The following is a 25,064-nucleotide window of genomic DNA, read 5'->3' as shown; positions in this document are numbered from 1 at the left end:
ACTGCAGACGATTAACCGCTTATATGTTTTTCCTGTTATCCAAACTATTGTATTTTCTGCTGGCACCACTAACATGGATAGTGGTGTTGCTGGTATTGTATTGGTTTATTCCCGCAACGCGTATGAAGAAAAAGTACCTTATATCTGCAATTGTATTGCTCTTCCTGTTTACCAATACTTTTATCTATGAAACGGCTGTAAAAGCTTATCAGCCGGCTCAAAAAGAGATTCCGTCAGGCACATCTTATGATGCGGGTGTTTTACTCGGCGGGATGTCGGGTTATGACAAATTCGGGAAAGGGGTTTTCAATACAGCATCAGACAGATTTATACAGGCTGTCAAGTTATATTACAGTGGCATTATCCGCAAAATCATTGTAAGCGGAGGTGCAGGGCAATTAAGGAAATCCTTTCCGGAAGCCCCGTTCCTGAGGCAGGAACTCATTGCAAGCGGTGTGAAAGAAAATGATATCATTATTGAAGCGCAATCGAGGAATACTGCCGAGAATGGATTTTATACCAGGCAACTCATCGACACATTACATATCAGGATGCCTGTTGTGCTGATCACTTCTGCCATACATATGCCAAGAGCAGCGAGTGTATTTAAAAAAGCCGGGGTACAGTTTGTTCCCTTTCCCTGTAATTATTCAGTTATAGACTCAAGGGTAGAAATAAAGGATCTGATTATCCCATCTCCGAGACTACTGGATGAATGGACATTTTTCATAAAAGAAATCGTAGGCATCACGATTTATAAACTAACCGGGAAAGCTTAACTGCGGGCAGTTTTACGAACATCTACAAAAGGCATATCAGATAGTCTGTAAAGCACTTCCTCTACCCTTGACCTCGGGATCCCGATCTTCAAAAGACAGAACAATTGATTTTCCTGTGTGACCACGCTGCAGCCGCATTGCCTGATCACCAGCATCACTTCATTCATTCTTGTATAATCGAACTGAAGTTCATATTCTACCTCGATTGGTTTCTGGATGGTGGGCACCAATTGCAATGCCATTGAAGCAGCAGATCTGTACGCGTTGATCAGGCCGGGCACACCCAGCAAGGTTCCACCAAAATACCGCACTACGATAATGTTCACATTGGTAAGCTGCTTGCTGTCTATCTGGCCGAGTATCGGTCTGCCCGCACTTCCTGATGGCTCACCGTCATCACTTACCCGGAAATTATTGCCATCCAGACCGATGCGGTATGCAAAACAATGGTGTACAGCTTTATGATGTTCTTTTTTAAGCACCTGCAGCTGCTGTTTAAATGCGTCAGCAGAGGTCAGGGGCTGCGCGTAAGCAATAAAACGGCTGCCGCGGTCTTTGAACTCAGCCATGCCGGTTTTATCAATCGTCTGGTAATAATCTTCTGTTATCATAAATTATGTCCGAATGCAATGAGCCAGATCGCCAATATTGAAAGTACAATACCAATCCAGTTGATCTTTGCAAGTTTTTCTTTGAATAATATCCAGGCAGCCACGGAGCTGAACAAAACAATACCCATGTTATTCACCGGTATGCCCGCACTGCTTTGCCAGGGGCTGACTGCCAGGAACTGCATCAGGCACCAGATGGAGAAATAATTGGGAATACCAATCAATATTCCGGCTAATACACTTTTCCATGCAAATTGTTGTTTTCTTCTCAGCAATTGAACAAGCAGGATACAGCTTCCTATAAATGCAGCTGAGAAAAAGCCACTGATCAGGAATGCGTTTTTAGTTTCAGCGGTCACATATTGCTTCTGAACATGATTGATCAGCGCATCCAGCAGACCGCTTCCGATGAATAAAACCGCAGGCAGCAATATCAGCTGAAAGGAAATACCCTGGCCGGCAGCACTTTTATTTGCCGGGCGGTAACAGGTCAATATTACCGCAATAAGGGCAAGAATGATTCCGATTGTCTGCCAGAGAAAAAGATGTTCATCGTATAACCATACCGAAAAGAGTACGGGAATGATGAGTGAGAGTTTATTGGCAACGGATGCCACTGCAACACCGGCTTTTTGCGTGGTGATACCCACAACATTGAAAATGGACACAAATAATATCCCCATTACACCGGCCCACTGAAACCAGGGTGTTTTGAATGAACCGGCTGTTACAGGAAAAGACCCGTTAACAACGGTACCGGTAATCACGCAGGTGATATAATTAAAAATGATTGCCTGGAAAATACTGATCCTGTAGCGTTCGCAGACTTTAAACGCCAGGGTGAGGTAACTGGTTAATATGATGCTTCCGATAAGGTATACCATCAGGGTCGGTTTTGTTTTTGTTCTGCAGGCCGGTAACAGCGGATGCGGTCAGAGAGAGACTTTTCTTCTGATTCAAGCCATGCATCCGTGAGTTGAGGCGCTTTCAAGCCTTTGCCAATCACCAGTTGTTCATTGGTGATAATGCGGGCTTCATCCCATATTCCCTGTTTTATGAATTGCTGCAATAGAGTACTTCCACCCTCAACAATGAGGCTTGTCAGTTGCAGCTGGCAGCAGGCCTCTGCAATCTGCTCAACAATTCCAGGTGCAGGTTTCAGGCGGTAATAACTTAGCCCGGTCTCTTCCCGTTCCACCAGGTTGTTCAATACAATTGTTCTTTGTTCCCGGTTGAATAATTTGAGAGAAGCGGGCAGTTTCAACTGTCTGTCCAGCACCATTCTCACAGGGCTGTTGCCTGCCGCGTAACGATTGGTAAGCGCGGGGTCGTCGAGTTCTGCCGTACGGCTTCCAACCAGTATTGCCGCTTCTTCGCTGCGCCACCTGTGTACAATGCGATTGGTCAGCGAATTGCTGATCAGCAGCCTGTCAGTTTCGGTACCGGCCATATAACCATCTGCCGTCTGTGCCCATTTCAGTATAATGTAAGGCCTTTGTTTCAGATGAAATGTAAAAAAACGCTGGTTCAGCGCTATGCATTTTCCTTCCAGCATACCGCAGATGACTTCAATGCCGGCTTTCTGAAGCTTCTCAATGCCTTTACCATCTACCTGGGCAAACGGATCGCGGCAGCCTATAACCACAACCGGGATCCTATTCCGGATAATCAGATCACTGCAGGGTGGTGTTTTACCATAGTGGGCGCAGGGTTCCAGCGACACATACAATACAGATTGCGGGATCAATGCCCTGTCTGCATCAGCTACGCTGTTAATACAGTCTACTTCTGCATGCGGACCGCCATAAACCCGGTGCCATCCCTCTCCGATAATCCTGTCTCCATGTACCAGCACGGCCCCTACCATAGGATTGGGCGCAACGAAGCCTTTGCCCAGGAGGGCCAGATCGATACAACGGTACATATATTTTTCAGATACGCCAGACATGACAGAATTGGCAAAAATAGACAAATGATAGTAACATTGCAGCATGACCATCTCCCAGGCCAATCAATTACTCCTTAGTACTCTCAATATGAGTTATCCCGGCAATGAAGCTTCCGCAATTGCGAACCTGGTGATGGAAGAGCTTACCGGTAAGACGAAAGCATACCGGTTATTACACAGTCAGGACAACCTTTCCGAATCAGATCAGCAGCGCTTCAAACGCTATCTCGCAGGGCTTGAAAAAGGAAGCCCGGTACAATATGTTCTGGGCGAAGCATGGTTTGGCGGCCTGCGTTTTCATGTAACAGAAGCGACATTAATTCCCCGGCCGGAAACAGAAGAACTGGTGGAAGAAGTTATCGCCTATCAAACAAAGATCCGGAAGCTCCTGGATATAGGCACGGGAAGCGGTTGTATCCCGGTTACGATAAAAAAACGATTACCCGCTGTTTCAGTCAGCGCGATAGATGTCAGCACTCCTGCGCTTGCTGTAGCCAAAAGCAATGCGGAAAGACACCAGGCCGATGTCAATTTTATGCAGTTTGATTTTCTTCGTGAAGATACCTGGACAGAGCTGGGCATTTTCGATGCGATTGTAAGTAATCCGCCTTATGTAAAGGAATCGGAAAGCGTCACTATGCTGCATCATGTATTGAATCATGAGCCGCACCTGGCCCTGTTTGTTCCGGACGCGGATCCATTGCTTTTTTACCGGAAAATAGCCTTATTCGGGAAATCTCATCTTACTCCCGGGGGAATGCTTTTTCTCGAGATCAACGAAGCACTGGGAAGGGAGACTCAGGCACTGCTGGAGGAATACGGTTATACAACAACACTAAAAAAGGACTTTTACGGAAAAGACCGGATGATCCTTGCAACGCTTGCCTGATATATTATTGCGCCCCTGAATTATCTACTGCCATTACCGGTGTTGCACCCAGTCTTTTGATCACCTGCATTACTTTGATAGCCGTGCCGAGATGGGATGTACTGTCGCCATTGATCACCACGGAAGGTTTTTCCGTTTCTTTGGCCAGGAAGGTTTTCAATTCCGGCTCCAATTGCTCAAAGCTGATCTTCTGTGAGCCGATATAGATCTGCTGATCCTTATCCACAGTTATAACAACGGTTTGTTTGGATTTTGTATCGCTTTTGGCTTTAGGGTTCGACACTTTGATCACATTGGGATTAGCCAGCGTAGACACGATAAGGAAGAACAATAACAGGATGAACAAAATATCGTTCAATGCTCCTGTATGCATTTCCGGATGTGTTCTGAATCTTTTCCTGATATTCATGAGGTGGCCTGTTGTAATGTGATGTGAAGATATTCTGCTTACCTGGTTGGTTCCTGCAGGATATCAATAAATTCTGCGCTAGCAGCTTCCATACGGTTGGCAGTTTTATCGATCTGGGTACTCAGAAAGTTATGTCCCACATAAGCTATCAGACCGATGATCAGACCTGTAGCCGAAGTGATCATTTTGGTATAGATACCGCCTGCAATCGTATTTAACGTGTATTCACCTGTTGAAGCTATCCCATAGAAAAGCTGCACCATCCCTACAATGGTTCCGAGGAACCCGAACATCGGTGCAATCCCTGCAATCAGAGAAAGGATGGAGAGATTACGTTCCATACTATACATTTCAAGCTTTCCCACATTTTCCATGCTTTTTTCTATCGCATCTATCGGTTTTCCGATACGCTGTATGCCTTTGTCGATCATACGGGCAACCGGGTTATTGGTATTTTTAGCCAGGCTGCGGGCTGCAGATACGTTTCCGGTCATGATATTATCCCGTATAATGCTCATGAAATTGGGTTCGATCCGGGATGCCCGCCTGATTGCCAGTAATCTTTCAACAAATACGAAAATAGCAGCTATGAGCAGCATGTATAACGGATACATGATCCAGCCTCCCTTTTCGAGAAGGCTCCACATAGAGATCTTTTCCGGGGGAGCAACTACTGCAGTTACAGCTTTTTGCAAAGTATCTGACTGGAGAAGATAGAACATGCTGATTGGTTTATAGTTTGGCTAAAATTAACTGCTTCTACAAAAGAACAGTGCCGCTGTGAATAAAATTGTCTGCCTGCCTTTTTTTAGGAAAGCTTTTACACATGGAAGTTATTTTACATGACGGAAATAGCGCTTACAGGGTAAGCTGGCAAGTTTATCACTTGTTAAGCCTATCTCTTCTTCAAAAGAAGTTTTGGGGGAGAACACCCTAAATATTCTCCCCAAAACGTACAGGGACTTAAAATAATTTCCACCAAATGAATTACCCGCGCATTCTTTCCCAGTTTTTATGGAGTTCCATGTAACCGGTCACCCTCGCGATTTTGGCTGCTTCATCAGTCAGGCGGTCGATTCTGTACCCCAGTTCAGCAAAACCACGGGTAATCCTATCACCCTGGCAGGTAATTTTGCTGCCTTGTAAGGCTACCGTTTTTTCAAGCTTGTTCAGTCTTTCTTCCCCTTGGTCAAGACGCTCTTCAACCCTGGTTAACCGCGCCTCAACTCTGTCCAGACGAAGCTCAACTCGGTCCAAACGTTCTTCAACCCGGGTTAATCGTTCTTCAACTCTGTCCAAACGTTCTTCAACCCGGTCCATCCTTTCTTCCAGCCGGGTCAACCGCTCGTCAATCCTGGCAAACCCTGCAATAACCAATTCCGTAAGCGCTGTCAATTGCGCAGAGATCTTTGCTAATCCAGCTTCTAAAGCCGCTACCCTTTGTTCCATTTGCTGATAATTTTAGCAAAGTAAAGAGCGGGCGCTCCGGATAAACCGGAGTGGAATTAAAATATCGGCGATTTATTTTTCTTTCATTTTCATCATTGCCATGATCTGCTTCATCGTCCTGTCCATTCCGTCGGCACTGCCATCCAGGAAAATCACATTGCCTTTACCATATTCTGCAAAATTCTTCACTGCTTCCGTCCACATACTGAACAGGATCACATTCGTATCCAGGTTGGCCTGTTTCATCTGCTCTGCCGCATGACTCATACCTTTGGCCACTTCTTCCCTGAACAGCGCCACACCCTGACCACGCAGCCTGGCCGCTTCGCGCTCTGCCTCTGCCGCTATCTTGATCGCATTACCTTCCGCTTCTGCTGATTTGGTCTTAGTAATGAGCAATGCCTGGCCTTCATTCTCTGCTGCCGCTTTCAGGTTATTACTCGCAACCACTTTACTCATGCTGTCCATGATCTGCTGATCGAACGTGATATCATTGATCTGCAGATCCTGCAGATGATAGCCCCAGTCTTCCAGGGAATGATCGATCTGTTCCTTTACAAATTCCACAATTTCCCTGCGCAGCAGTAATATTTCCGCCTGTTTTTTTGTTGCTACAAATGCCCTGATACTCCCTTCCACCGTTCTGATCAGCGCCTGCATCAGGTCTTTATCGCTGATGAATTTGAACGCCACATTTTTTATGGTCTCTTCATCCTGGTTGATCACCGAATAAAGGAGCATACTTTTAAAATAAACATTAGCCTGATCTACGGTTACTGCCTGAAATTCAAGCTCTACAGAGCGGTTCTGTATGCTTACTGTCTTGTACACCTGTTCGATCAGCGGGATCTTGAAATTCAATCCGGGTCTTAAGATCCGCCTGTATTTTCCAAACATGGTAATAACAGCAATAGTACCCTGGTTTACAGTTACCAATCCGCTGAAGATAATAATGAGGATGACCAGCACCCACCAGTATGCTGCGAGAAATGCCATAAGCGTATGTTTTAAGAAAACAATTTAAGCAATACCGAGGCAATTATTCTACAATATTTTCATTACCGGCTTCATTTGCCAGCGAAACAATCACATCTACCACATTGCGTATGCCTGCAAGCGTGGTCGGCTTGATGAGATAACGGCTTGCGCCCTGATTGTAAGAGTAATTAATATCTTCAGTGGCTGAAGAAGTACTGAGAATCACGATCGGAACATGCTGAAAACCAGTTGCTGACCGGATATCCCTCAGGATTTCACGACCATGAATCTTCGGCAGATTGAAATCCATAACGATCACATCAGGTGCTTCCCGCACATTTCCAAGGTAACCCGCTACCTGGCCGCCGTCTTTGATCAGTTCCAGTTCATAATCAATACCATTCTCCCGCAAAGTTTCCTGCAGAAGCTCTATATCATCCTGATCATCTTCTATCAGCAATATTTTGATGGTATGGGGCATATGCAAGGCTAACTGATCTACACAAAGATACCTGCAAATTGCCTGAAAACAGCATGCTCTTTTCTTGGATACAGGGCATATAATTTGTATATTTAAAACAGAACAGGTTAAGATTTCCATTCATCCTGTTTGCCAATATTCCAATATAATGCAATCGTGAGCCCTGCAGCCCGATACAAATCTGTATCAGGATTGATACTATTTCTCGGTTTATCAATCCTGCCTTTGGACGCGCATGCCCAACCTGCTCCTCATTTTTCTGCCAATATCACTTCCGGATGTGCACCGCTTGTGGTTCAGTTCAGGGATTCTTCTACCGGCAATCCTTCTTCATGGAAATGGGACCTTGGTAATGGAACCACTTCTACCAGTCGTAATCCAGGTGTTATTTATGCTCAGCCCGGTCTATACACGGTAAAACTGGTTGTAACCAATGCTGCCGGCTCCGACTCACTGGTGAAAACCAATTACATCGAAGTTTACGCCAAACCGGAAATTGATTTCGTCCCGTCCGTTACTGCCGGATGCGCTCCGCTGCCCGTTACGTTCAGATTCACAGGCAGCCCCGGCTCCGGAACAGTTGCGGAAACGACCTGGGATTTTGGCGATGGTCGGATTTCCCGCGACACGCAACCCCGCAACGTTTATACCATTCCAAATACCTATGGCGTTACATTAACAGTAAAGAACAGCAAGGGTTGCGCTGCTTCCCTTCAAAAACCCGCGCTTGTTAATGCATCGGGCGTGAAAGCTTCATTCAACTATAACTTCATCAATACCTGTGAACCACCCGTTACCGTTTCTTTCACCAACACTTCCGCTTCACGCGACCAGCCAACTTATAAATGGGATTTTGGTGACGGCGGCTCCTCCGCCCAGACATCGCCGCTGCACCAGTTCGAAAGCCAGGGTTCTTATACAGTTTCACTGATAGCCATGACACAGGCGGGTTGTGCCGACAGTTTCAGACAGGTAATCCCCATCGGGGTACTTACTCCCGACTTTGCTATTCCCGTTATCTGTATCAACACACCTGCTGTATTTATCAGCACTTCATCACCCAGTCCTTCATCGATGGAATGGGATTTTGGCAATGGGTCTGTTGTAAATGGCGACAGTGCCGCAGTTACCTTTACATCTGCAGGCACTTATAACATAAGGCTTACTGCACATTTTGCAAACTGTGTAAGAACTGTCAGTAAGCGCATCAATATCGAAAACAAGCCTGTTGCATCATTTGTATTGCCGGGCGATGGATCATTCTGCAGAGCACCGGTTGGTGCAGGCTTTATCAATAAATCACAGGGCGCTTCATTGTACAAGTGGCTATTCGGCGATGGCAGCACTTCCTCTTCCGAACATCCTGATCATATCTATACTGCAGAAGGTTCATATGCCGTTACATTGATTGCCTATAACGTTAATCAATGTACCGACACTGCCCTGCAAACAAATGCAATACGTATTCAGCAACCCGTAATCGATACCATCACAGGAATACCGTTCCGCGGCTGTTTACCTGCAACATTGAATATGACACCCCTGATCCGTTCCGCAGAACCGATTGTGGGTTATGAATGGAATTTCGGCGATGGCACCACATCCTCAGATGCTTCACCCGCTCATACTTACACAACAACAGGCACCTATGATGTGTCACTTACTATTACTACTCGGAGCGGATGTAAAAAAACCTTAACCATACCCAAAGCTGTCATGGTGGATGTGTTACCTGTTCCGGCTTTCAGCGCTTCGCCGGTTGATGTATGCGCATCTGTGCCGATCCAGTTTACCGATGAATCTACCGGCAATATTCAATCCTGGCGCTGGGAATTTGGAAACGGCGGAACCTCGGGGCTGAAAAATCCAACCTACTATTACAATGATACCGGCTACTTCAATGTAACGTTAACCGTTATCAACAATGGCTGCCGCAACAATATCACCAGAAACAGGCTGATACACATACAGGCACCCGTGGCTAAGTTCTCATATACATTCAACTGCAACAATGATTACAGGCGTGTTTTCATTAATAATTCAATTGATGCAGGCAGCTCCACCTGGGATTTCGGTGACGGACAGACCAGTTCGGAACGTAATCCTATTCACATCTATACACAGCCCGGGCTTTACACCGTAACCCTTACCGTTACCAACGGCACCTGCACAGATGTTCAGAAACAGGAAGTCCGTATCATTGATGCGCGTCCCGCTTTTATATACAGTCTAGATAATGCCTTTTGTAAAAACCAATCAGGCATTTTTGTTGCCACACAGTTCGAGAGCGCTCTGGTGTCTGCTTTTACATGGTTCTATGGCGATGGAACGGCCAGCGAACGCAAGAAAGAATATGAAACCATTGAACATACTTATCAGCGTGCAGGATCTTATCAACCATTCCTTGTTGTTGAAAACATCCTTGGCTGCCGCGACACTGCGCGTATTTCAGCACCATTACAGGCTTATGGACCCATAGCAGCATTCCGTAATACGGCGGGCAGTTGCCTGAGCGACGGACTGATCACTTTCACTGATACATCAGTCAGCGATAAGATACATCCCGTTACCAAACGCGAATGGATGTACGGTGACGGATTTGGAGATACTTTCACAGTGCCCGGAGCCACTCATAAATATGAAAAAGCAGGAAGTTTTGTTGTAAAACTGAAAGTTACGGATTCTTATGGTTGCATGGATTCCGTCGTCAAAAACGCATCCGTCATCATCACCAACCCTAAAGCCGAATTCAATATTTCTGACACATTATTATGTTCAAAAAACAACCTGAAGTTTACCTCCGCATCAATAGGCAGTCCTTCATTTACGTATAGATGGGATTTTGGAGATGGCGGGTCATCAACAGCAGTGAATCCGGTGCACTTCTATAATCAGGAAGGAACGTATGCTGTCAGATTAAAAATAACCGACAATTACGGCTGCACTGATAGTGTTTTCAAACAAAACCTGGTCACCATTGCAGACCCGCATGCTTCATTTACACTTGCCGACACTTTCGCTGTTTGTCCGCCATTAATCATCAATCCTGAAAACACATCTGTAAATGCCCTGAATTATACATGGACTTTCAATGATGGAAATATTTCCGGGGAAAAGAACCCTGTTCACTATTACACCATGGGTGGGGAATATACACTCGAGCTTGTTGCAGGCGGCTTCGGTAATTGCAGAGATACCGCAAGAAAAAAACTGGTTGTGAAAGGGCCTTCCGGCAAGTTCACCTACGGAGACCTGAATGGCTGCGACACACTGACTGTCCGGTTCAAGGCTGTTGCGGCCAATACATCTTATGTTGTATGGGACATGAACGATGGTAACACCTTTGCTTTAGAAGATTCATTATTTAATTATACCTACGCACAGCCAGGCAACTATGTTCCCCAGGTATTACTTACCGATAATGCATCCTGCCAGGTCACCATCAAAGGCAAGGACACGATACGCATTGCTTCTGTAAAAGCCGGTGCTGCCAGTAGAATCACACAACTATGCGATTCTACTTATCTTTCCCTGACCGACTCTTCAACGGTTACAAACGCAAGGATCAATAATTACCTGTGGACATCCGTTACAAAAGGTATACGTACAGGATCCAACGCAGTCCTTACTTATACGGATACAGCCATGGAGCAGATCTCACTTGTGGTAACAACAAACGGCGGTTGTTCAGACAGTACCCGCTTTCCGGTTAGCATTCCTTTGAAAAGAAGCCCGGATATCCGGACGATGCATCCTGCAACAGCCTGTGCCAACACCGCGGTATCCTTTTTTGCAGCCGACTCTCTCACACATGTGATCACAAGCTGGCGCTGGGATTTCGGAGACGGATCCGGGGCCGGTACTGCCACCGCCACTCATCTGTATAATACAGCAGGTAATTACAAGGTTACCTTAACTGCCATTGATAATGCAGGCTGCGCAGATACGGTTGCCAAATCACTGCTCCTGTTTGAAGCGCCTGTTACCGAAGCCGGCAGGGATACCATTATCTGCCTCGGAAGCAGTTTAACGCTGAAACCTTCCGGCGCTGAACAATATAACTGGAGATCATCTGCAACATTAAGCTGTACTAACTGCAGCAACCCCGTAGCTACACCAGGTGGCCCCGCTACCTATTTTGTAACCGGCTCTAATCAATATGGCTGCCATTCTTCCGACTCCATACGTGTTGGTTTGAAATTTCCGGTTCGGGTTAATGTGCGGGGGAAAGACACGATCTGTATCGGCGAAAGTACCCAGTTGTTTGCAAGTCCTGCTGAAAGATACCAATGGACTCCTGCCATAGCTATCAGCAACAGTACAATTCCGAACCCGGTTGTAAGGCCACTTACCACAACAACGTACACTGTCCGTGCAGGCGATTCACTCAATTGTTTTTCTGATACTAAAAGCATTACAGTTAAAGTATACCCGATACCAGTTATCAGCATAGCGGATTCCGTGAAAGAAGTGCCCGCGGGCAACACTGTTCAGCTGCGAACTGTGAATTCATCAGACATCAACAACTGGCGATGGAGTCCCGCAATATGGCTAAGCTGCAATAATTGCCCGGAACCATTTATCAGTCCGAAAAACAATATCACTTATCGTGTGCTTGTTTCAAATGAAGGGCATTGTACGGCAGCCGACGAAGTGAAGATCATCGTTACCTGCTCAGGATCGAATGTTTTTATCCCCAATACATTTTCTCCCAATGGCGATGGCATGAACGATGTGTTCTACCCACGTGGCAAAGGTTTGTATAAGGTACGTTCATTCAATATTTATAACCGCGCCGGGCAGCTGGTCTATTCCGTAAGAGAATTTGATGCGAACGATGCCAGCAAGGGCTGGGATGGAAAATCAGGTGGCAGGGAAGCACCAGCAGATGTATATGTATATACCATTGAGATCGTTTGTGAAAACAATGCGGTCATCGCATCGCAGGGTAATATTTCATTGCTGAGATAATGATCAACAGCAAACACTATATATCAAACATAATTTACAGGGCGCGCCTCCTGTTGCTGGTGCTTGTAACAGGCTGTTCAGTGATCAAGGCACAGGATACACATTTTTCACAGTTTTTTGAAACACCTATATTACGTAATCCTGGTTTATCGGGCATATTCGATGGCGATGTAAGAGCACAGACAGTATTCAGATCTCAATGGGCCAGCGTTACCGTACCCTATACAACAGGAGCATTAAACGCAGAGTATAAATTTCCTGCGGGAAAGAATAATGATTTTGTAACTGCAGGACTTGCTGTTATGTACGACCGTGCAGGAACAATTAATTTCACCACTACCAACCTGATGCCTGCATTTAATTACCATAAGTCGCTCAGCGGCAATAAAACAAAATATCTCTCACTGGGTTTTATGGCGGGTCTCGTTCAACGTAATATCGACAGGACAAAGATCACCACGAATAACCAGTTCGATGGAAACGGTTATAATCCTTCACTTCCGGATGGCGAACTTTTCAGTCAGACCAAATACAGTTATTTTGATGCATCCGTGGGTATGTCATTCAACTCATCCATCGGCGATAATACCGGGAATTATTATGTGGGAGTTGCCTTTCATCATATCAACACCCCACAGAACTCCTTTTACAGAAACCCATTGGTTGAAACAAAACCAAAGTGGGTAATATCAGGTGGCTACAAAAGCAATATCAATGAAAACACGGCATTGACACTGCTCGGAGATTACAGTATGCAGGGAGATTTTTCAGAATGCGTATTCGGTGCCATGTATACCTACAAACCGGGCGGCGGCACTTATAAGCGCAGTTATTATATCCATTTCGGCAGTTTTTTCCGCTGGAACGATGCGATCATTCCCATTGTAAAACTGGATTACACACCTTTTTCTTTTGCGCTGAGTTACGATGTGAATATCTCCACGCTCAATAAAGCAAGCGGCGGCAGGGGTGCATTTGAATTATCGCTGACTTTTATTGGCTTTCTCGACAGGGAAAACAGTTCGCGAAATGCAGTATTATGCCCGAGGTTTTAGCCGACCAGCAGCGTTGCTGCACGCAACAGCCGTATGCAGCAACGCTGTATAATAAATTATCCATTTGCAATAGCACGGTCGAGATGCACATAACCGCCGTCCACGTGGATCAGCTGGCCTGTTGTATGACTTGATCTTTCGGATAAAAGAAAAGTGACCATAGATGCAATTTCTTCCGTTGTGGTCATCCTGTTGCCTAACGGAATATTCGCAGTGATTATTTTCAGTTTTTCTTCCGGGTTGGGTAGTGTCTGAATCCATTTTTCATACAGCGGCGTATAGCTTTCAGCAACGATAACTGCATTTACACGGATCCCGTACTTCAGTAATTCCACAGCCCATTCACGGGTGAGTGCATTCCTGCCGCCGTTTGAAGCCGCATAGGCAGAAGTTCCGCCCTGGCCAGTTTCTGCTGTCTTTGAACCTATATTCACAATAGCCCCCTGTGATCTTTTCAGCCAGGGAAGTGCATGATGAGCAATGAGATAATAATGCACAAGGTTCCTGTGCAGGGAAGCTATAAAGCCTTCATAACTGCCGTTCTCCAGCCCTACTCCATCATTTACGCCTGCATTATTCACAAGGCCGTCGATTCTTCCGAAAGCCGATGCAACTTTTGTCACCGCATCTGCACAAGCCTGGGGGTCTGTCAGTTCAGCCACTACCTGGAAAGCTTGGCCGCCCTTTGCTTCAATAGCCGAAACCGTATGTTTGTTATCAGTTTCGCTTCTTCCAATGATGCATGGGATAGCACCTTCAGCAGCCAGTGCCAGTGAAATGCCTTCGCCGATTCCCTTGGCACCGCCGGTTACGATAACCACTTTGTCTTTTAATTTCAGGTCCATAAAAATTCGTTTGATGTGAAGCTATTTATTACTGCCAGGCTTTTACCAGCTGACGTGAAGTCCCAAGTCCGTCAATACCGAGTTCCATTACGTCACCCGGTTTCAGGTAAATCTGCGGGTTAAAACCCAAACCAACGCCAGCCGGGGTTCCGGTAGATATCACATCACCCGGGAGCAGGGTCATGAAGTGGCTGAGGTAAGACACAAGATAAGGAATGTTGAAGATCAGGTTGGCTGTGGTTCCATCCTGCATCATTTTCCCGTTTACACTCAACCAGAGACGCAATGCGTCTACGTTTTCGATTTCATCACGCGTTGCCATAAAGGGACCAAGCGGCGCGAATGTATCACAGCTTTTCCCCTTCACCCACTGTCCGCCACGTTCCAGCTGGAATGCCCGTTCGCTGATATCATTGTGCAGGCAATACCCTGCCACGTAAGACAAGGCGTCCGCTTCTTCCACATAGCTCGCTTTCTTGCCGATCACCACCGCAAGCTCAACCTCCCAGTCTGTTTTTTCCGAGTTCTTAGGGATCATCACATCATCATTCGGCCCAACGATAGCCGTGGTTGATTTGAAGAAGACAATCGGTTCTTTTGGAATTGCAGCATTGGTTTCCTTTGCATGATCTGCATAGTTAAGCCCGATACAGATGATCTTGGAAGGACGTCCGAAAGGACAATCCAGTGAAACATCAGCAGGAACCACAGGCAATACGGCCCTATTCTCGTTTACAAATGCCTGCAACCGCACAAGCCCTTCCGTTTCAAAAAACCGCTCATTGTAATCTTCACCGAAGGATGATGTATCCAGGTATTTCTCCCCCTCGATCACACCGGTTTTCACCATTCCGTCCTGTCTGAATCTGATCAATTTCATAAGTTCTGCTTTTTATAATGATAGATTTATTGTTATTCGCCGACAAACCACACTTCCATAGCCAAAGGGCCATGCGCACCGATCACCAGCGATTGTTCTATATCTGCTGTTTTAGATGGCCCTGCGATAAAAACGCCGAACCCAGCTTCATCTATACGGATCTTCTTATAGGCACTATGCATATCGGGCACAAGATCCGTTAACTGCACAATGATTATAAGCTGCCGGCAGATAAAGGGCAGCAGCCTGTTTATCATATCTTTTTCATTTACCCATACCGCAGCATTTTCAGCGACCGCTATTATTCCGGGCACGATCACTGTATCTACGGCCTCAAGCTCCTGTGCTGTTGCGTGCCGGTATTTCGCAGCAGCCGAAAGGTCTGTTGTATTGATCACCCCGCCATGCTGCTGCTGTATTCTTGTTTCAACTTCGCCTGTATCTTTCAGGTGTACAACTTTTCCACCGATACCTGTAAGTGTTTCAGTAAACCATTCAGCCAGTGGCTTTTCATGTATAAAAACAGGAATTTCAGGCAATGGTGAAAAAGCCGGCCTGTTTTCCCTGATCATACTCAATATTTCATCCCTGCTGCTCATTTCGGTTCTTTTTATACCAGGTTTTAAAACTTTGCGCTGGTGCCGACGGCATTTCACGCTGGCGATACCACGGGTTGAGTTTATTGTTAAACAACCAGGGCACAGCCCGCATCAGTTTTCTTGCCGTATTAGCTGTTCTCACAAAAAGCCCTGGCTTTGAGAGTACCGCAGCCATCGTTTTCATCGCCGCTTCTTTTGCCTTGCCTCCATAGCCTTCTTTCATCAGCACCTGGCGCCAGCTCCATAATTGTTCGTGTATGTTGATCTTTACAGGACAAACATTGGTACAAGACCCGCAGAGCGTTGATGCAAACGGCAGGTCCGCATTATTCTTCATATCAAGATTCGGAGCCAGTATTGCACCGATCGGACCTGCAACTGCATTGTGATAACTATGTCCGCCACTTCTCCTGTAAACAGGACAAGTATTAAAACAGGCTGCGCAGCGGATGCATTTCAGGGAATTCCTGAATTCAGGTCTGCCGAGCTGTCTTGCGCGGCCATTGTTAACAAGTACAAGATGCAGTTCCTGTCCCGGGGCCGGCCGGTGAAAATGGCTTGAATAAGTAGTAACAGGTTGCCCTGTAGCGCTTCTTGCCAGCAATCTTAAAAAAATGCCCAGATCTTCCGCTCTTGGTATGATTTTCTCAAAACCCATACATGCGATATGCAGCTTTGAAGCATGCGCGCCCATGTCTGCATTGCCTTCATTGGTACATATCACAAAACCTCCCGTTTCTGCTACGGCAAAATTGACACCTGTTATTGCAGCATCTGCAGTGATAAAATGATTCCGTAACACTGTTCTAGCAGAACGTGTGAGGTAAACAGGATCGTTATTATTTTTCTCGGTGTGGAGGTGTTCATGAAAAGTGTCGCTCACGGCTTCCTTTTTCAGGTGAATAGCCGGCAGCACGATATGACTCGGATGTTCGTTACGCAACTGAACAATATATTCACCAAGATCAGTATCGATCACGGATATACCTCTCTCTGCCAGATAAGGATTCAACCCGCATTCTTCCGTCAGCATTGATTTGCTCTTCACTACCTTTTGCACATTGTGCGAACGAAGGATTTCAGTGATGATTGAATTGTGCTCTGCCGCATCATTGGCCCAGTGCACATGGATCCCGTTCTTTTTTGCGTTCGATTCAAATTGCACCAGGTATTCGTCCAGCCGCGACAAGGTATGCGCTTTTACAGCCGAAGCCAGTTCACGTAATGTTTCCCACTCCGGTACAGAACGTGCTGCCTTGTCGCGCTTTGAACGTACGAACCATAACGTCTCGTCATGCCAGGAAACATAAGGCTTATCCGCCAGGAATGCCTCAGCAGCTTTACTATGTGATACAGGCAGCGTACTCATTGCGCATTCAGGATTTGGGCAAGATGAATCACTTTTATATTGCTTCTCTGTCTTTTCAGAATGCCTTCCAGGTGCATCAGGCAGCTCATATCTCCGCCGGTTATATATTCAACATCATTAGCGGCATGTTCTTCTACGCGTGATTGCCCCATGGCAACAGAAACAGCTTCTTCCGTTACACAGAAAGTTCCGCCGAAACCACAGCATTCATCTGCACGCACTGGATCAATCAATTCAATCCCCGCCACTTTATGAAGCAATGACAACGCTTTTGAGAATGGTGGCAACATCCGCTCACTCATCGATGCGAGGTGTAGCATACGCTGTCCATGACAGCTCACATGCAGCCCGACTTTAAAAGGGAATGACGCATTCAGCTGCTCAACTTTCAGAATATCGGTAAGAAATTCAGTCAGTTCGTATACAGTGTTTCTGATTACAGAGGCTGTACTTTCGTCAGCGTCGTGCAAATGTTCTTTAACATGTAATACGCAGCTGCCCGAGGGGCATACCACATAATCAAATCCCCTGAACTGCTTAATAAAATTTGCATTACAACCCGCAGCATAAGATTCGAAGCCGGAATTAGCCATAGGCTGCCCGCAACAGGTTTGCGCTGCAGGATACACTACTTCACAACCCAGTTTCTCCAGCAGTTCCATGGTAGCGATCGCTACCTGCGGATAGAACTGGTCTACATAACAAGGTATAAACAACCCTACCCGCATCAGTTATTCAGTTTAATAAAACCGCCATCGATCGAATAATCGTTCCCGGTGATAAACGCGGCTTCATCCGAGCAGAGATAAAGGATCAGTTTAGCCACTTCATCCACTGTACCCATACGGCCAATGGGCTGCGACTTCGATAATTTATCGAACATTTCAGCTTCGCGTCCGGGGTAATTTTTAGTGATGAATCCATCCACGAACGGAGTATGTACACGGGCCGGGGAGATCGTATTACTGCGGATATGATCTTTGATATAATCCCTGGCCACTGAAAGACTCATTGCATGTACAGCACCTTTACTCATGCTGTAAGCAAATCGGTCTGCTATGCCTGTTACAGCAGCAATAGACGACAGGTTCAGAATCGCACCACCGCCATTTTGCTTCATCAGCGGAACTGCTGCGTGCAGGCAATTATACACGCCTTTTACATTTACATTGAATACACGGTCGAAGTCGGCTTCACCAGTATTCTCTACGTTCCCTACATGGGCAATGCCGGCATTATTAACAAGAATATCGAGCTTACCGATTTTAGCGAACAAGACATTCACCTGCTGCTGATCGCTTACATCGCAGGTGTGGGCCATACCTTTTCCGCCATTCTGCTGCAATTCATGCAGGCAGGCAGTTGCATTCGCTACAGACAAATCCACAATATGCACAAACGCCCCTTGTGCCGCGAACACCTGCGCCACAGCTTTTCCTATACCACTGCCGCCTCCTGTTACAACTGCTGTTTTTTCATCTAATCTGAACATACGATCGGTTTATTTTAAAGCATTTTCGTTTTTACTTATTAAAGACTTACGCCTCTTTTCCAGGGGATAAAGTCGTCCTGGCCGAGCAACACAGCTTTGGGTATCGTTTCTCCGTTCGCTACGCTGATACAGAATTCGAGAATTTCCTCACCCATTTCAGCGATGGTTTTCTCGCCGGTAATTACACCACCTGTATCGATATCAATAATATCGCTCATTCTTTTCGCCAGTGAAGTATTGGTAGCTACTTTGATCGTTTGTGCTACGGGGTTTCCTGTTGGAGTACCGAGGCCTGTCGTAAACAGGATGATGGTAGCGCCCGACGCTGCTTTACCGGTTGTTGCTTCCACATCATTACCTGGTGTACAGACCAGGCTCAGCCCGCTGCGGGTTGCCGGTTCTGTATAATCGAGCACATCAACAACTGGCGAAGTACCACCCTTTCTTGCCGCGCCGGTAGATTTGATCGCATCTGTGATCAGTCCGTCGCGGATATTGCCGGGCGAGGGATTCATGTGAAAACCGGAGCCTACTTTAACAGCAAGCTCATCGTAAGAACGCATCAGGTGCATGAATTTTTCAGCTGCGGCTTCTGTCACACACCTGTCGATCAGTTCCTGCTCAGCGCCGCATAATTCCGGGAACTCGGCCAGCAATACCTTCCCGCCCAATGCCACCAGCAGGTCTGAAGCATAACCTACAGCAGGATTTGCAGAAATACCGCTGAAACCATCACTCCCACCGCATTTCACACCCAGCGTAAGCGCACTCAATGGTGCTGGTTCACGGTGAATTTTATTTACCTCTACCAACCCTTTAAATGTTGCCCTGATTGCATCTGTGATCAGGCTTTCTTCACTCTCAGACTGCTGTTGCTCAAAAGTGAACAATGGCTTATCAAAAGCAGGATTGCGCTGTTTCAGATCCTTCAGGAAATACTCTGTCTGCAGGTGCTGACAACCCAGGCTGAGCACTGTTACGCCTGCCACATTGGGATGATCTGCATAGGCAGCCAGGAGGGAACTCAGTGTAGATGCATCCTGCCTTGTACCGCCGCAACCGCCGGTATGATTGAGGAATTTAATGCCATCTATATTTTTAAAAACCCTTTCGTTATTATGGTCAGGCGCCGGGGAGAAGTCAGCCGATTCGATATCGACACCCTGCTCATATGCTTCCAGCAACTGGCGGGTAAAGCGATTGTATTTATCCGAGCGCGCATAACCAAGTTCGGAATGCAGCGCTTCCCGGATCATGTCAAGGTTGCGGTTCTCGCAGAATACCATCGGGATGAACAACCAGTAATTGGCTGTACCGTAACGACCATCCGTTCTTTTATAACCCTGGAATGTTCTGTTAACAAAGCGGGAAGTATCGGGCGGGCTCCAGTGATATTCAGTGCCCCTGTAAGCATATTGCTCGGCCGCATGTTTGGTATTCCCTGTTGTCATCAGGCTACCCTCGTGTACATCGTGCTGTACTTTGCCCACCAGTACGCCATACATGCGGACTTCTGCCCCCTGTTCCATATCACTGATGAAGAATTTATGTTTGGCAGGTATCTTTTCTTTCAGCCTGATTTCAATATCACCAAACTGAACCACTGCCTCTGCCTGCAGATCACGTAGTGCAACCAGTACGTTATCTGCGGGGTGTATCTGTAAAAAATGTTTTGCTGAAACAGCTTGTATCAATTCCATAACAGGTGCATATTAGATTTATTGAACGGGACGGAGTTTATGTCCCTTCCATCCGAATAAGAAAACAACCGCGAAGCAAATCAGCGGTACGATATAACCGTTCTGGATATTGCCTGTACGATCGGCAATATAACCCAGCACCGGGGGCAGCACGGCGCCGCCAACAATAGACATAATGATCAGGCTTGAACCGATCTTGGTATCGCCGCCAAGGTCTTTTATTCCGAGTGCAAATATGGTCGGGAACATGATAGACATAAAGAATGCGATACCGATCAATGCATATATCGTGATCATTCCTTCCGCAGAAATAGCAATTCCACACAGTACCACGTTAACTGCTGCATATAAGGTAAGTAATTTTTCCGGTGCTATATAGCGCATAATAAAGGTGCCGATAAAACGGCCGCTCATGAATGCGAAACCACAGATTCCAAGGTAAGATGAAGCAGCCTGTTCTCCGATACCCGCCGCACGCGTTGCGATGAGTATGAAAAAGCTCGACACACAAACCTGCGCGCCCACATAAAAGAACTGTGCAATCACCGCCCAGCTCAGGTGCCTGTGTCTGAGTGCGTGCCATACCTTCTTTTTCTCACCCGCTTCTTCTTTAACATCCGGTAAACGCGTGAACCAGAAGAACAGGGCTACAAGCAGGATGATACTTCCAAGGATGATATACGGCATTTTAACGCTGTCCGACTCCGACTGCAGATAAGCATTTCTTGCCTGCTCCGTCATTGCCGCCAGTTCAGCATCGGTCAGGTTTTTTCCCGACAGGATAAAACGTCCGCCGATCAGTGGTGCTATTGTTGCCGCGAGACCGTTAAAGGATTGAACGAAGTTGAGCCGCTGCGTTGCCGTTTCCGGTGCTCCCAGTATGGTGGCGTACGGATTGGCTGCCGTTTCAAGTATGGTAAGTCCGCACGCGATGATGAACAAAGCGCCGAGGAAAAACAGGTATTGCCGGGTATCTGCTGCCGGCACAAAAAGAAAGGAACCAAAAGCAAAAAGCGTGAGGCCGATGATAATACCGGATTTGTAACCATATTTCCGCATGATGAATCCGGCAGGCAAGGCCATGATGAAGTAAGCAATAAATACCGCAGAGTCCACCAGCGATGACTGCAAGGTACTCAGGCGGAATGCTTTCCGCAGGTGCGGGATCAGGATCGGATCCAGGTTATGTACAAAGCCCCATAAAAAAAAGAGCGATGTTACCAGGATAAATGGCAGGAGGTAATTGTTTTTCTTTTCCATAAGCAAGCGTTACTGCACATAAAAGAAGCTTCAAATCATATGAGAAGTAGTCATCTATGTACCGGGAACTTCTTTCCAGAAGCGTTTTTCAGCCAACAAATAACGAGTGAAAGCGCTTGCACGCAATGCAGCCGCTTTACCTTCTATTCAACTATTTTAACACTCAAATAATTCAGTTTTTTAATATAAGTAGCAGGGCGATGAAAAAAAATGATTTCATAAAAAGATAACCTATATTTACATCGAATCGATTGTTTTAGCCAAATACTTGTCAAAATAGCTCAATGCGCCCCCAGTTATTAAAAATATCGAAAGGTCCTGGGCATTCATTCAGTGTCCGCCAGGATCTCTACCCGATCAACAACCGCTGGCATTACCACGGCGAGGTAGAACTCATTCATATCAAGAAAGGTGAAGGCACCCAGTTCATCGGTGATAATATCAGCCGTTTCAAATCGGGTGATGTGATGATCATCGGAAGTAACCTGCCCCATTACTGGCGTTTCGATGATATCTATTACGAAGAGAATTCGCCCAAGACAGCGGATGTGCATGTTGCGCATTTTCATGAAAAATTCTGGGGCGATCATTTCCTTCACCTGCCTGAGAATCTCAGCATAAAAAACGCACTTGAAAAAGGCAAACGGGGTTTACAGGTTACCGGCAGTACGCGTGAAAAAGTTGCGGAAATCCTCGAATGCCTGATGAAAGCCGAAGGCGCCAACCGTATCGTATTGCTGATGGAAGCCTTATCTGCCATCGGTAGTTGCCCTACCGTGTCTACCATGTCATCTATCGGTTTCAAACATGATTTTGTAGAATCGGAAAATGACAGGATCAACACCATTTATGAGTATTCCATGCGCAATTTCAAGAATAAGATCCAGCTGGACGAGATTGCTGCCATGGCCAATATCAGCCCTAATTCTTTTTGCAGGTATTTCAAGTCGCGCACCAGAAAAACCTATTCGCAGTTCCTGATAGAGTTACGTGTGGGCCATGCCTGTAAACTGCTGATCGAAAACAATTTCAGCATCAAGCAGATCTGTTATGAAAGCGGGTTCAATAATTTTACCAGTTTCCATAAATATTTCAAGCTGATCACTGGCAAAAGTCCGCTCACTTATCAGAAAGAATTTACAGCCAACTAACAGAACACACATCCATATCCACCAGAACCGATTATGAGAAAACCACTTGCTTTTTTCGTTTGCACAATACTGTGCCTGGAACTGATTGCGCAAAACACCAGGCAGATCATCCTGGAAACAAATAAAACAGCACTGGTACTTACTGTTGGCAGCAACCAGCGGCTTGTACAATCTTATCTTGGCAAAAAAACGGATACAAGTGTTTACAGGCAGTTAAAAACAGGCAGGGAAGTTTACCTCACCGCTGGTATGGAAAACCAGAATGAAGCGGCGATCAGGGTTGTGCACGGAGACGGCAATCCTTCTCTCGAACTGCAATACGTTTCTCACCGCGTTTCTCCAGGCGATGACAAAAACATCAGTACAACGGAAATCCTTTTGAAAGACCCCGTTTACCCGGTAGAAGTTACGCTTTATTACCAGCTCTTTTACAACGAGAATATTATCAAGACCTGGAGCGCTATCAGGAACCTTGAGCAAAAACCTGTTCAGCTTTACCAGTATGCCTCTTCCATGCTGCACTTCAATGCAGGTCAGTACTGGCTTACGCAGTTTCACGGTGATTGGGCAAGAGAGGTTGAAATGGTGGAAGAGCAACTCACGCCCGGTATCAAAGCCCTTGAAAGCAAACTTGGCACCCGCACCAACTTTTACCAGACACAGACCTTTTTCGTTTCGCTCAATGAGCGCTCCACGGAAACAACCGGCGAACTGATTGCCGGCACGCTCAACTGGACCGGTAATTTCAAATACAGTTTCGAGATTGACCAGCGTAACGGGCTACGTGTTATTTCCGGCATTAATCCGTATGCATCCGAATACAAACTGATGCCATCGGAAACCTTCACCACACCTGAATTCCTTTTTACCTGGTCCGGCAATGGCAAGGGTGAAGCCAGCCGCAACCTGCACCAGTGGGCCCGCAATTATGGTGTACTCGATGGTAAAGGCAACCGCCATATCCTGCTTAATAACTGGGAAGCAACCCGTATGGCTTTCAATGAGAATAAACTCGTTGAACTTTTCGATGAAGCCAAAAAACTCGGCGCAGACCTGTTCCTGCTGGATGATGGCTGGTTTGGAAACAAATACCCACGTAACGATGACAAAACCGCCCTGGGCGACTGGCAGGAAGACAAATTAAAATTACCCGGTGGAATCGCCTACCTGGTTAAAGAAGCAGAACAAAAAGGCATTCATTTCGGAATCTGGCTGGAGCCGGAAATGGTTAGTCCTAAAAGCGAACTCTATGAAAAGCATCCGGACTGGATACTGAAACTTCCGAATCGCCCCGAACATTATGGCCGCAACCAACTCGTGCTCGACCTTGCCAATCCGAAGGTGCAGGACTTTATTTACAACCTGGTGGATGATATGCTTACGCGCTACCCCGGGCTCGCATTTATCAAATGGGATTGCAACAGAAGCATGACAAATGCGTACTCAACATACCTCGGCGAAAAGCAGTCTCATTTATATATCGAATACACCCGTGGCTTTTATAAAGTGATGGAACGCATCAGGAAGAAATATGCAACGCTTCCGATCATGCTTTGTTCTGGCGGCGGCGGCAGGACCGATTATGGCGCGATGAAATATTTTACCGAGTTCTGGCCAAGTGATAATACAGACCCGCTCGACAGGATCTATATCCAGTGGGGTTATTCCTATTTCTTCCCCGCAAATACCATTACGGCACATATAACAGGCATGGGTAAACAGCCATTGAAGTTTAAAACCGACGTGGCAATGATGGGTAAAATGGGTTATGACATCCGTACCAACACGTTCACACCGCAGGAAATGCAATTCAGCGCGGAAGCGGTAAAAACGTACAAGCGTATCAGTCCCGTGATCTGGTATGGAGACCAGTTCAGGCTGATATCGCCTTATGAAAGCAACCGTGCTGTGTTAATGTATGTTTCTGCAGATAAAAGTTCGGCCATCCTGTTCAATTATAACCTGAACAGCAGCCGGAAAGATATTTTCGGAAAAGTATTACTCGAGGGACTCGATGCCAGGAAGAAATACCTGCTGAAAGAGATCAACCTGTTCCCGGGTACAAAATCCGCCCAGGCCGATAATGACAAAATTTTTACAGGTGAATACCTGATGCAGATCGGATTGAATCTTTCAGGCAACAGGGCATTGCCTCAAACCAGCAACGTATTTGAACTGACAGAACAGAAATAGCAATG

At 46.3% G+C, this 25,064-nt stretch carries 22 protein-coding genes; 6 read left to right on the top strand and 16 right to left on the bottom strand.

What is annotated here, in order from left to right; all coding sequences use genetic code 11:
- Positions 1–23 precede the first annotated feature (23 nt).
- Complete coding sequence (locus B5D42_RS03955) at positions 24–779, top strand: YdcF family protein (protein ID WP_078830148.1); 756 nt, start codon at positions 24–26, stop codon at positions 777–779.
- Here the strand turns inward: B5D42_RS03955 and B5D42_RS03950 are convergent.
- From B5D42_RS03950 to ribD, 3 genes are read right to left on the bottom strand one after another with little or no spacing between them, the layout of a single operon-like run.
- Positions 776–1,390: an IMPACT family protein gene (locus B5D42_RS03950; RefSeq protein ID WP_078830147.1), complete on the bottom strand. Its 615-nt coding sequence runs from the start codon at positions 1,388–1,390 to the stop codon at positions 776–778. The genes B5D42_RS03955 and B5D42_RS03950 overlap by 4 nt on opposite strands.
- Entirely contained in the window at positions 1,387–2,274 is an 888-nt protein-coding gene (locus B5D42_RS03945; protein WP_078830146.1) for an EamA family transporter, read from the bottom strand. Before B5D42_RS03945 ends, B5D42_RS03950 begins: the two co-directional genes overlap by 4 nt.
- Positions 2,274–3,338 carry a bifunctional diaminohydroxyphosphoribosylaminopyrimidine deaminase/5-amino-6-(5-phosphoribosylamino)uracil reductase RibD gene (gene ribD, locus B5D42_RS03940; RefSeq protein WP_245825540.1) on the bottom strand — a complete coding sequence of 355 codons (1,065 nt, stop codon included), beginning with the start codon at positions 3,336–3,338 and terminating at the stop codon, positions 2,274–2,276. Before ribD ends, B5D42_RS03945 begins: the two co-directional genes overlap by 1 nt.
- A gap of 43 nt (positions 3,339–3,381) precedes the next feature.
- Between ribD and prmC the strand changes: the two genes are divergently transcribed.
- A complete protein-coding gene (prmC, locus tag B5D42_RS03935; RefSeq protein WP_078830145.1) occupies positions 3,382–4,227 on the top strand; it encodes a peptide chain release factor N(5)-glutamine methyltransferase in 846 nt (281 codons plus the stop codon).
- Positions 4,228–4,231: 4 nt separating this feature from the next.
- Here prmC and B5D42_RS03930 read toward each other — a convergent pair whose 3' ends face one another.
- From B5D42_RS03930 to B5D42_RS03910, 5 genes are all read right to left on the bottom strand, one after another.
- The gene (locus B5D42_RS03930; RefSeq protein ID WP_078830144.1) at positions 4,232–4,636 is read right to left on the bottom strand and encodes an ExbD/TolR family protein; all 405 of its coding nucleotides are present in this window, start codon (positions 4,634–4,636) and stop codon (positions 4,232–4,234) included.
- 38 nt (positions 4,637–4,674) lie between these two features.
- Positions 4,675–5,358 carry a MotA/TolQ/ExbB proton channel family protein gene (locus B5D42_RS03925; RefSeq protein ID WP_078830143.1) on the bottom strand — a complete coding sequence of 228 codons (684 nt, stop codon included), beginning with the start codon at positions 5,356–5,358 and terminating at the stop codon, positions 4,675–4,677.
- Positions 5,359–5,623: 265 nt separating this feature from the next.
- On the bottom strand, positions 5,624–6,085 hold the full coding sequence (locus B5D42_RS17980; protein ID WP_078830142.1) for a hypothetical protein: 462 nt from the start codon (positions 6,083–6,085) through the stop codon (positions 5,624–5,626).
- A 72-nt stretch (positions 6,086–6,157) separates the two neighbouring features.
- A complete protein-coding gene (locus B5D42_RS03915; protein WP_078830141.1) occupies positions 6,158–7,081 on the bottom strand; it encodes an SPFH domain-containing protein in 924 nt (307 codons plus the stop codon).
- A gap of 43 nt (positions 7,082–7,124) precedes the next feature.
- Positions 7,125–7,544: a response regulator gene (locus B5D42_RS03910; RefSeq protein WP_176112894.1), complete on the bottom strand. Its 420-nt coding sequence runs from the start codon at positions 7,542–7,544 to the stop codon at positions 7,125–7,127.
- Between the two features lie 192 nt (positions 7,545–7,736).
- Between B5D42_RS03910 and B5D42_RS18235 the strand changes: the two genes are divergently transcribed.
- Positions 7,737–12,515, top strand: coding sequence for a PKD domain-containing protein (locus B5D42_RS18235; protein WP_176112893.1), 4,779 nt, complete (start codon positions 7,737–7,739; stop codon positions 12,513–12,515).
- Positions 12,515–13,570 carry a PorP/SprF family type IX secretion system membrane protein gene (locus tag B5D42_RS03900; RefSeq protein WP_078830138.1) on the top strand — a complete coding sequence of 352 codons (1,056 nt, stop codon included), beginning with the start codon at positions 12,515–12,517 and terminating at the stop codon, positions 13,568–13,570. Before B5D42_RS18235 ends, B5D42_RS03900 begins: the two co-directional genes overlap by 1 nt.
- A gap of 56 nt (positions 13,571–13,626) precedes the next feature.
- Here B5D42_RS03900 and B5D42_RS03895 read toward each other — a convergent pair whose 3' ends face one another.
- The 8 genes from B5D42_RS03895 to fucP are packed head-to-tail and all read right to left on the bottom strand — an operon-like array spanning position 13,627 to position 21,715.
- Positions 13,627–14,415: an SDR family oxidoreductase gene (locus tag B5D42_RS03895; RefSeq protein WP_078830137.1), complete on the bottom strand. Its 789-nt coding sequence runs from the start codon at positions 14,413–14,415 to the stop codon at positions 13,627–13,629.
- 28 nt (positions 14,416–14,443) lie between these two features.
- Entirely contained in the window at positions 14,444–15,295 is an 852-nt protein-coding gene (locus tag B5D42_RS03890; protein WP_078830136.1) for a fumarylacetoacetate hydrolase family protein, read from the bottom strand.
- Between the two features lie 32 nt (positions 15,296–15,327).
- Positions 15,328–15,894, bottom strand: coding sequence for a LutC/YkgG family protein (locus tag B5D42_RS03885; RefSeq protein WP_078830135.1), 567 nt, complete (start codon positions 15,892–15,894; stop codon positions 15,328–15,330).
- Complete coding sequence (locus B5D42_RS03880; protein ID WP_078830134.1) at positions 15,878–17,263, bottom strand: lactate utilization protein B; 1,386 nt, start codon at positions 17,261–17,263, stop codon at positions 15,878–15,880. The genes B5D42_RS03885 and B5D42_RS03880 overlap by 17 nt, the downstream gene beginning before the upstream one ends.
- Positions 17,260–17,991, bottom strand: a complete 732-nt coding sequence (locus B5D42_RS03875; RefSeq protein WP_078830133.1) for a (Fe-S)-binding protein — start codon at positions 17,989–17,991, stop codon at positions 17,260–17,262. The genes B5D42_RS03880 and B5D42_RS03875 overlap by 4 nt, the downstream gene beginning before the upstream one ends.
- Positions 17,991–18,755 (bottom strand): SDR family NAD(P)-dependent oxidoreductase, encoded by a 765-nt coding sequence (locus tag B5D42_RS03870; protein WP_078830132.1) that lies wholly within the window; start codon positions 18,753–18,755, stop codon positions 17,991–17,993. Before B5D42_RS03870 ends, B5D42_RS03875 begins: the two co-directional genes overlap by 1 nt.
- 38 nt (positions 18,756–18,793) lie before the next feature.
- Positions 18,794–20,455, bottom strand: coding sequence for a UxaA family hydrolase (locus B5D42_RS03865; RefSeq protein WP_078830131.1), 1,662 nt, complete (start codon positions 20,453–20,455; stop codon positions 18,794–18,796).
- A gap of 18 nt (positions 20,456–20,473) precedes the next feature.
- On the bottom strand, positions 20,474–21,715 hold the full coding sequence (gene fucP, locus B5D42_RS03860) for an L-fucose:H+ symporter permease (protein WP_078830130.1): 1,242 nt from the start codon (positions 21,713–21,715) through the stop codon (positions 20,474–20,476).
- Positions 21,716–21,999: 284 nt separating this feature from the next.
- On the opposite strand from fucP, the gene B5D42_RS03855 reads away from it, so the two are divergent.
- Both B5D42_RS03855 and B5D42_RS03850 read left to right on the top strand, forming a co-directional pair.
- Positions 22,000–22,866: an AraC family transcriptional regulator gene (locus tag B5D42_RS03855; RefSeq protein WP_078830129.1), complete on the top strand. Its 867-nt coding sequence runs from the start codon at positions 22,000–22,002 to the stop codon at positions 22,864–22,866.
- A gap of 33 nt (positions 22,867–22,899) precedes the next feature.
- Positions 22,900–25,059 (top strand): alpha-galactosidase, encoded by a 2,160-nt coding sequence (locus B5D42_RS03850; RefSeq protein WP_078830128.1) that lies wholly within the window; start codon positions 22,900–22,902, stop codon positions 25,057–25,059.
- Positions 25,060–25,064: the final 5 nt, after the last annotated feature.

Source organism: Sediminibacterium ginsengisoli, assembly GCF_900167075.1.
Classification (GTDB): domain Bacteria; phylum Bacteroidota; class Bacteroidia; order Chitinophagales; family Chitinophagaceae; genus Sediminibacterium; species Sediminibacterium ginsengisoli.
Note: the sequence above shows the minus strand (reverse complement) of the source record. Positions and strands in the feature narration are given on the sequence as shown.

Coding starts and splice junctions, on each gene's coding strand:
- B5D42_RS03955 (WP_078830148.1), top strand. CDS start 24: ATGTTTTTCCTGTTATCCAAACTATTGTATTTTCTGCTGGCACCACTA.
- B5D42_RS03900 (WP_078830138.1), top strand. CDS start 12,515: ATGATCAACAGCAAACACTATATATCAAACATAATTTACAGGGCGCGC.
- B5D42_RS03950 (WP_078830147.1), bottom strand. CDS start 1,390: ATGATAACAGAAGATTATTACCAGACGATTGATAAAACCGGCATGGCT.
- B5D42_RS03855 (WP_078830129.1), top strand. CDS start 22,000: ATGCGCCCCCAGTTATTAAAAATATCGAAAGGTCCTGGGCATTCATTC.
- B5D42_RS03925 (WP_078830143.1), bottom strand. CDS start 5,358: ATGTTCTATCTTCTCCAGTCAGATACTTTGCAAAAAGCTGTAACTGCA.
- B5D42_RS03865 (WP_078830131.1), bottom strand. CDS start 20,455: ATGGAATTGATACAAGCTGTTTCAGCAAAACATTTTTTACAGATACAC.
- B5D42_RS17980 (WP_078830142.1), bottom strand. CDS start 6,085: ATGGAACAAAGGGTAGCGGCTTTAGAAGCTGGATTAGCAAAGATCTCT.
- fucP (WP_078830130.1), bottom strand. CDS start 21,715: ATGGAAAAGAAAAACAATTACCTCCTGCCATTTATCCTGGTAACATCG.
- B5D42_RS03915 (WP_078830141.1), bottom strand. CDS start 7,081: ATGGCATTTCTCGCAGCATACTGGTGGGTGCTGGTCATCCTCATTATT.
- B5D42_RS03870 (WP_078830132.1), bottom strand. CDS start 18,755: ATGTTCAGATTAGATGAAAAAACAGCAGTTGTAACAGGAGGCGGCAGT.
- B5D42_RS03885 (WP_078830135.1), bottom strand. CDS start 15,894: ATGAGCAGCAGGGATGAAATATTGAGTATGATCAGGGAAAACAGGCCG.
- ribD (WP_245825540.1), bottom strand. CDS start 3,338: ATGTCTGGCGTATCTGAAAAATATATGTACCGTTGTATCGATCTGGCC.
- B5D42_RS03890 (WP_078830136.1), bottom strand. CDS start 15,295: ATGAAATTGATCAGATTCAGACAGGACGGAATGGTGAAAACCGGTGTG.
- B5D42_RS03945 (WP_078830146.1), bottom strand. CDS start 2,274: ATGGTATACCTTATCGGAAGCATCATATTAACCAGTTACCTCACCCTG.
- B5D42_RS03850 (WP_078830128.1), top strand. CDS start 22,900: ATGAGAAAACCACTTGCTTTTTTCGTTTGCACAATACTGTGCCTGGAA.
- B5D42_RS03930 (WP_078830144.1), bottom strand. CDS start 4,636: ATGAATATCAGGAAAAGATTCAGAACACATCCGGAAATGCATACAGGA.
- B5D42_RS03895 (WP_078830137.1), bottom strand. CDS start 14,415: ATGGACCTGAAATTAAAAGACAAAGTGGTTATCGTAACCGGCGGTGCC.
- B5D42_RS03910 (WP_176112894.1), bottom strand. CDS start 7,544: ATGCCCCATACCATCAAAATATTGCTGATAGAAGATGATCAGGATGAT.
- B5D42_RS03880 (WP_078830134.1), bottom strand. CDS start 17,263: ATGAGTACGCTGCCTGTATCACATAGTAAAGCTGCTGAGGCATTCCTG.
- B5D42_RS03875 (WP_078830133.1), bottom strand. CDS start 17,991: ATGCGGGTAGGGTTGTTTATACCTTGTTATGTAGACCAGTTCTATCCG.
- prmC (WP_078830145.1), top strand. CDS start 3,382: ATGACCATCTCCCAGGCCAATCAATTACTCCTTAGTACTCTCAATATG.